This window comes from Chamaesiphon sp. OTE_20_metabat_361, from assembly GCF_031364565.1.
Genome location: NZ_JANLWO010000676.1, coordinates 1 through 6670 on the forward strand (window position 1 = coordinate 1; position 6670 = coordinate 6670).

7 protein-coding genes and 2 pseudogenes are annotated in these 6670 nt (G+C 46.1%); 2 read left to right on the top strand and 7 right to left on the bottom strand.

Annotation, left to right across the window (positions count from 1 at the left end):
- From RMO35_RS19265 to RMO35_RS19290, 6 genes and pseudogenes are all read right to left on the bottom strand, one after another.
- Nucleotides 1-403 (bottom strand): annotated as a pseudogene (locus RMO35_RS19265) (glutathione S-transferase family protein); the annotation flags it as partial.
- Nucleotides 404-430: 27 nt separating this feature from the next.
- Complete coding sequence (locus RMO35_RS19270; RefSeq protein ID WP_309743256.1) at nucleotides 431-1219, bottom strand: class III extradiol ring-cleavage dioxygenase; 789 nt, start codon at nucleotides 1217-1219, stop codon at nucleotides 431-433.
- A complete protein-coding gene (locus RMO35_RS19275; protein WP_309743258.1) occupies nucleotides 1212-1703 on the bottom strand; it encodes a DoxX family protein in 492 nt (163 codons plus the stop codon). The genes RMO35_RS19270 and RMO35_RS19275 overlap by 8 nt, the downstream gene beginning before the upstream one ends.
- A gap of 56 nt (nucleotides 1704-1759) precedes the next feature.
- Entirely contained in the window at nucleotides 1760-1930 is a 171-nt protein-coding gene (locus tag RMO35_RS19280) for a CDGSH iron-sulfur domain-containing protein (protein ID WP_309743260.1), read from the bottom strand.
- Between the two features lie 103 nt (nucleotides 1931-2033).
- The gene (locus tag RMO35_RS19285; RefSeq protein ID WP_309743262.1) at nucleotides 2034-2513 is read right to left on the bottom strand and encodes a MarR family transcriptional regulator; all 480 of its coding nucleotides are present in this window, start codon (nucleotides 2511-2513) and stop codon (nucleotides 2034-2036) included.
- Between the two features lie 84 nt (nucleotides 2514-2597).
- On the bottom strand, nucleotides 2598-3959 hold the full coding sequence (locus RMO35_RS19290) for a hypothetical protein (protein WP_309743264.1): 1362 nt from the start codon (nucleotides 3957-3959) through the stop codon (nucleotides 2598-2600).
- Nucleotides 3960-4117: 158 nt separating this feature from the next.
- Here RMO35_RS19290 and RMO35_RS19295 point away from each other — a divergent pair, with 158 nt between their 5' ends.
- Nucleotides 4118-4492, top strand: a complete 375-nt coding sequence (locus RMO35_RS19295) for a BON domain-containing protein (RefSeq protein ID WP_309743266.1) — start codon at nucleotides 4118-4120, stop codon at nucleotides 4490-4492.
- Nucleotides 4493-4565: 73 nt separating this feature from the next.
- Nucleotides 4566-5393, top strand: a complete 828-nt coding sequence (locus RMO35_RS19300) for a bacteriorhodopsin (RefSeq protein WP_309743268.1) — start codon at nucleotides 4566-4568, stop codon at nucleotides 5391-5393.
- A 61-nt stretch (nucleotides 5394-5454) separates the two neighbouring features.
- Here the strand turns inward: RMO35_RS19300 and RMO35_RS19305 are convergent.
- A pseudogene (locus RMO35_RS19305) lies at nucleotides 5455-6670 on the bottom strand (molecular chaperone HtpG); the annotation flags it as partial.

Below are 6670 nucleotides of genomic sequence, written 5' to 3' on the forward strand. Positions count from 1 at the left end.
TACTGTGACACGCCCCGTGTAATTGGGATCGGCTTTGACATAAATTTGCCAGAGGTAATCGGCACTATTTACGGTGTCGGAAATACACTCAGGTTTATCTGAAAACTTCCAACCGTTGTCGCTAATTACCGGATCGACGATTACCTCCGGTAGGCTCCGCCAACGATAATCCGATGACATTTTCCAACCCTTTCAGCTTCCATAATAGTGCCGTGCGATGCGCCCACGGACAACCCAAAGAAATATACAGATGATAGCGTCCAGCTTCAGCTTTGAACCCACTCGCACCATCGCGAGTAATCCGGTTATGAAACACTGTCGGCATTCGCTGAAATTGCCCTTGCTCATTATGTTCTGTCCATTCCGTCGTCCATTTTCCATCAATTAATTTACCTAACGCCATCTTTTCCTCCAAAATAATTAATGTCAATTACACCGATCCTGTAAAGGCATAAGCAGCCATGCTAAACGATCCGTAATTATAGCTATGATGCAATCTCACCCCTTTTACCTCATTACCTCCTGCACCTAACGCTACAAATAAAGGTAGTAAATGTTCATCAGTTGGATGATTCTTTTCGGCATAGGGAGCGATTTTGCGATAGTTCAATACAGCTTCCCAATTACCTTCGGCAATTCTTTCTGCCAACCATTCATCAAAAACTCGCACCCAGTCAGGTGGCGGTGCATCATAGCGACTATCGAATTCCCACAGATTATGGGTAGCACTCCCGCTAGCTAAAATCAGCACACCTTCTGCTCTCAGAGGCGCGAGGGCTTGCCCGAGCTGGAAATGATGCAAAGATCCAGCATGGTATTGAATTGAGAGCTGGGTGACGGGAATATCGGCATCTGGATAAGCCAAAATTAGTGGTGTCCATGCTCCGTGGTCGAATCCGCGAGTAGGATGTGTTTGACAGGGGATTCCAGCTTGAGCTAGTAGGCTGATGACTCTAGCGGCAAGTGCGGGCGCGCCAGGAGCCGGATAATTGAGTTGGTAAACTGCATCTGGAAAGCCGCCAAAATCATAAATAGTTTGAGGCTGGATTGCTTTACTGACAGTCGGTTCGGCAGAATTCCAGTGAGCGGAAATAACTAAGATGGCTTTCGGTTTGGGAAATTGTTGGTGTAGGGATTTCAAAAAATGCGTCACCGCTCCATCCCGAATCGGCAAATCTGGTGCGCCATGAGAAATAAATAATGCGGGTAAGCTATTCATGAGCATTAGCGCGTTTGCGATTCCAACTCGAACCGATCGCATAAGCTCCATCACCTAATAGAAACTGCACGAGACAAGCAACGGCAAAAAATGCGGGAAATTCCCAACCGCCACCTTTATTCGTGAATAACCAACCATTTGCCCCATGCACCTTGAAAGTTGCTACCAGCAAAATCGGAAATAAGCCCAAGGCAACCCAGCGGGTATAAGTGCCACTGATTAGTAATAATCCACCCAGCAGTTCGGCGATCGCAACTGGAGTTGCCATCCAGCCTGGTAGTCCCACACTTTCAAAAAATTGAGCGGTTCCTGGCAAGGTAAATGTAAACACCTTCAAACATCCATGCGCCAAGAACAATAAGCCTAGACTAATCCGCAAAACTAAGATGGCATAAGGTGCTGCGATCGGATCGAGCGTGGTCTTTGACAGCCGTTGTGTCCGATTTGAGTAAACTGATGGAACATCTTGAATCGTAATCTTCATATTTTCCTCCGAATTAAGACTATTCTAATTAGAACTATTTAATACAAGCAGTGACTTTATACGGATATTTCTACCACCTTGGGTGATTCAAGCTCTAGAGCCAACGGTTGAAATGCTGTCCCTTTGTGCCCCCCATCGCAGTCAGGAAAATTACTCGATCCGCCACAGGTGCAAATCCAGTGAGTTCCAGCATCTAAAGTAACTGTCGTAGCAGATTGTTGTGCCATAATGAATTCTTGAGTTATTCGAGCTAGTTTAATTCTAATTAGAACTATTAATCTAAACTTAGCTGATGAGTGAGAGATTTGTCAAGAAGATTGAAAAAATTGTTTAAAAAGCTTGGCGAAGCCGACCTAGCAACACTGTCAGGAGTTCTAACTCCGAAGCGTCGAGTTTGTCAAAGCGTTCTTTTAGATGAGCGATATGGGCGGGAAAGACTCGATCGAATACCTCTTGACCTTCAGGAGTTAATTGTACGAGGACGCTCCGACGGTTTTCTGGTAGGGTTTCACGACAAACGAGTTGCTTTTGGATCAACCTGTCGATCACTCCTGTCAAGGTGCCTTTGGTAATCAAGGTTTTCTCGCCCAACTCACCCATGCACAGACCATTTGTATTACCTAGTGTAGCGATGACATCGAACTGGGCGGGTGTCAGATCGAATTGTCTTACATGTGCCTCAGAATAGGCCGAAAAAGCTTGATATGCTCTCGCTAGCTCTCTCACTACTAGCAGAAAAGGTTCATTTGCCGTTGGCGTAGCCTCTCTGGAAGAGAATCGGTCGATGGAAGCTCTAGACACAGCAGACATGATGAGTAACTTGAGGATACTGTTCTAATTAGAATCTATTTCGGGATAAAAATCAAAGCTGTTTGACCCACTAGAGCTTTTTGCTCAGGAAGTTGATTTGTTACAAGCCCTTAGCATCGTTCGGAGTACCCGCCAGACAATTCGAGGGTGAAACAGGCAAATCGGTTGAATCATCAGATTCATCACTTGCAGAAATGTCTCACCCACAACCGGATCGTGCAAGGTTGTGCGATGTACCCATGTTGCATAGAGATTGAGGAGATCTGTACCGAGCGGTTTGATGCCAGTTGTTTGGGGAAAGCGAAAATCCTCACCGACTGCCAACTGCCAGGGAATATCGATAATCTTCGCGATGCGCTGGAAAAAAGTTTGCGCTAAGTGTGTGGGGGAGACATTTTCGGTGAGGACTCGATCGAGTTCGACTACTTCTAATGCCGCCACACTCATTCCCTGCCCATAGGTAGGGTTAAAGCTAGAAACGGCATCTCCGAGGACGAGATAGCCTGACGGAAACCGTTTCAGCCGTTCGTAGTATCGCCGGAGACTAAACGGAAACTTGTAGGGCACGATCGCCGATAGGGGTTCGGATTGAGAGATAATGTCATAGATATCTGGGGACGGTAAGCCCCGCACAAACTCTAGAAAGCCAGTTTCGGTAGTCGGTGCCCAATTTCCATGCCAACCACCCACGGAGACGATCCAGCGATCTCCCTCGATCGGGATAATACCACCAAAAGTAGTTTGTTGTGGCGGCGCGGGTGAATTCAAAATCCAAGTGTGGCTGCGGGGATCTTCAGGATCGCGCCGATAAATTCGCGTCGCGTAGCCAAGGTGAACATGTACCTTACTCGCAAATGGTGGCTCGTAGCCCAAATCCGCCAGCCATTTCCCAGAGCGGGAACTGCGTCCAGTTACATCCACTACCAGATCCGCAGTTAGCGATCTTTGGGGTGCGCTGTCGTGTTGCTCGACAATAATGCCAATGATTCGATCTCGATCGGGGTTAGTCTGTAACGATTTAACGATCGTCCGATCGAGTAATTTAAGATTAGGTATTGCCAACACCCGATCGCGGATTAAGTGTTCTAGCAATCCCCGGCTCATGGTTGTAGACGGGAACCCAATCTTAAATTGCGATCGATAACCACCATATAGACGCCAACGCATCGACAGTGCAAAGTCATTGATGCTGGCTCCATTGGCTACTAATTCTGCTGGGAGATCGGGAAAATAATCAGTCATTATTTTAAGTCCCATCGCCAGTAATCCATGTAAATGCTGGGTTTGTGGCTGTCCGGGACGAGATTCTGGCACCTGGTGGACTCGATCTTTTTCTACAATTGTGACTTTATCGAAATGCTTGCTCAATACGCGAGCGGCCAGCAGTCCACCCAAACTACCACCCATCACGATCGCATGTTGACGATTGGCTGCGATTGGAGACATTTGGCACCTGAAAAACTACATTACCCATTTAACAGTTTAATCCTAGACTTCTCAAAATTTTCAGGAGCGGTCGATCTTTCTGTCTGATGACAGATGAAAATTAACTCTAGTAATAGCAACAATAGCTAACATCACTAAGATTTTAACTAAGAAAAATCATGCTATTTTCTAGCTTGCAGACTAAATTAATTGGACTACTGCCGATCGCACTTTTGGCTCTAACTGCTTGTAACCAAGCACCAACACCAACAGATCCGCGTGCGACTGGCGATTCAGTCGTGACGACAGCACCAGCTAATAATTCAGCAGCGAACACTGCGCCAGTAGCAAATGTAGATGACGCCGCCGAACAAGTCGAAGAAGCTTTAGATAATCATCCTACTCTGCGGGCATTCGATTTGGATGCTAATGACGAAAACAATAGCATCGTGTTGACAGGACGCGTTCAAACTGAAACGCAAAAACAACTCGCACAAACGTTAACTCAACAGCTCGCTCCTGGAGTCGCGATCGTTAATCGGATCGTATTTTAGCTTGACAATTGTCAGGCGAGGAGCGCCGTTAAAGATACAGGTATGCCATAAAATCTCAACCTGAAAAACTTCAATGAACTTGCAAACAACCTCACATTGGATCTATGTAGCTGCAATGACTATTGGAGCTTTATATTTTTGGTCTTTGAGCCGCAATCCCAAAGGTGTTCCTCAGTCTGAATATTTAGTCGCCATATTTATTCCCATTTGGTCGGGACTGGCGTACATGTCAATGGCGTTAGGTCAAGGCAAAGTCGAAGTTGCCGGACGCATCGTTCACTATGCTCGCTATATCGATTGGATGGTGACTACGCCGTTATTACTACTGACATTATCTTGGACGGCAATGCAATTTGTCAAAAAAGATTGGACTCTAATTGGCTTTTTGATGAGTACGCAGATCGTAGTAATCGTGACGGGGTTAATTGCCGATCTTTCTGCTCAAAACTGGATAAGATACCTTTGGTACATTTGCGGTACGGTAGCCTTCTTGATAGTGTTGTGGGGGATTTGGGTACCGTTACGATCGAAAGCAAATAGTCAAGGCAGGGATTTAGCTAGGCTCTATCAAAAGCTGACAACCTACTTTACAGTATTGTGGATTGGCTACCCATTATTATGGATTGTTGGTTCTTCTGGTCTGCGATTAGTGAGTCAAGACATCGATACCGTACTATTTTGTATCTTGCCTTTTTTCTCAAAGGTTGGCTTTAGCTTTTTGGATTTGCACGGTTTGAGAGGATTGCAAAATCGCCAGTCAGAAACTGGTTTGGATCGTGCTGTCGTTGGCGTAGCCTCTCCCTTGGAGAATCGAGTGCTGCAATTTCGAGATGAGGGTGAGATTTGGGGGAATTCAACATCGCGATCGAGACGTAAAAAAACTCGTCAATTGTTAGATTAGATTAATCTATAAAGATAGAAAGCTAGGCAGGCAAAATGCCCGCCATTAGCTTTTTATGTGTTTAACGTTCGGTTAACTGAGTTAACACCTGATTGGAACGTTCCACGAAAGCATTCATCCCATCGGCATCGATCCCTTTTTGAGCCATCAAAGCTAGATCGTAGATGTGATGACAGACGAGATTAACTAGCGCCTGATTGGGCGAAGTTCCCTCCGTACCCACGATCGATCCTTTGTTGATATTTGCCAGATTTTGAATTAGTGGATGCGCGGTATTGACTACCAAAACGTGTTCTTCTGGGAATTCAGCTATTTGTTGCTGCATCATCGCCATCATTTCACGCATTCGACGGGTAGATTCAGGCAACAATACCATTGCTGGAGGTGTGGATTGCGTGTTATCACCTTTGAGTGATTCGGTACGAATGGTAACTTGGGGTTTATTGAGCGCGGTGGTGAAGATTTCTTGAATCTGTTCGCTGCGAGTTTTATTGGTGTTTGGATCGATGATTTCGGGTGTATCATCCGATTGAATCAGACTGCTATCTAATTCGGCATCGACGCGTGAGAATTTGATGTCGCTATGTTCGCGCTCGAGGAAGCTGACGAAGTGGGTGTCGATAAATGAATCGAGAAATAGCACTTCTAAACCTTGACTCTTGTGAAGCTGAACATAGGGTGCTTGACTGGCTTCATCAGTGGCATAGAACACGCGATTTTCATACTTCGGTTCGCCTTCACCCTCGGTTGCGGCTGGCTGCGATTTAGCGTGACGCTCTTTGTTGCGTTCTAAGTACTCTGTGAGAGTTGTGTAGGGTAAGCTCGGCGTCGCAGCTTGCCAAGCATCATCGCCTTCTGCTGTGCCTTCAGGCGCGGCTGGGGGAGCCGTGAAGGTAGTGCGATAGATGATGATGTCTTCGATTTGCTTTTTGAACTTATCATCGTTCAGACAGCCAAATTTGATGAAGGTGCTGAGATCTTCCCAGCCCTTGGTATAAGCCTCGCGATCGTCGTGATAGAGTTCTTTGAGCCTGTCGCCGACTTTTTTGGAGATATAATCAGAGATGCGTCGAACGGTGCGATCGCTGGTTAAGGCACTCCGAGACACGTTCAACGGAATATCGGTACTATCGATAACACCTCGCAATGGTAGCAAGAATTTAGGAATCACTTCATCGCAGCGATCGCTCACAAATACCTGATTGCAAAACAGTTTAGCTTGTCCCTTGGTCAGATCCAAATCTGGGCGCAGTTTGGGGAAGTACAGAATCCCATTG

Excerpts from the sequence above, each read along its gene's own strand:
- RMO35_RS19285 (WP_309743262.1), bottom strand. The coding sequence starts at position 2,513 with ATGTCTGCTGTGTCTAGAGCTTCCATCGACCGATTCTCTTCCAGAGAG.
- RMO35_RS19300 (WP_309743268.1), top strand. The coding sequence starts at position 4,566 with ATGAACTTGCAAACAACCTCACATTGGATCTATGTAGCTGCAATGACT.
- RMO35_RS19270 (WP_309743256.1), bottom strand. The coding sequence starts at position 1,219 with ATGAATAGCTTACCCGCATTATTTATTTCTCATGGCGCACCAGATTTG.
- RMO35_RS19275 (WP_309743258.1), bottom strand. The coding sequence starts at position 1,703 with ATGAAGATTACGATTCAAGATGTTCCATCAGTTTACTCAAATCGGACA.
- RMO35_RS19295 (WP_309743266.1), top strand. The coding sequence starts at position 4,118 with ATGCTATTTTCTAGCTTGCAGACTAAATTAATTGGACTACTGCCGATC.
- RMO35_RS19280 (WP_309743260.1), bottom strand. The coding sequence starts at position 1,930 with ATGGCACAACAATCTGCTACGACAGTTACTTTAGATGCTGGAACTCAC.
- RMO35_RS19290 (WP_309743264.1), bottom strand. The coding sequence starts at position 3,959 with ATGTCTCCAATCGCAGCCAATCGTCAACATGCGATCGTGATGGGTGGT.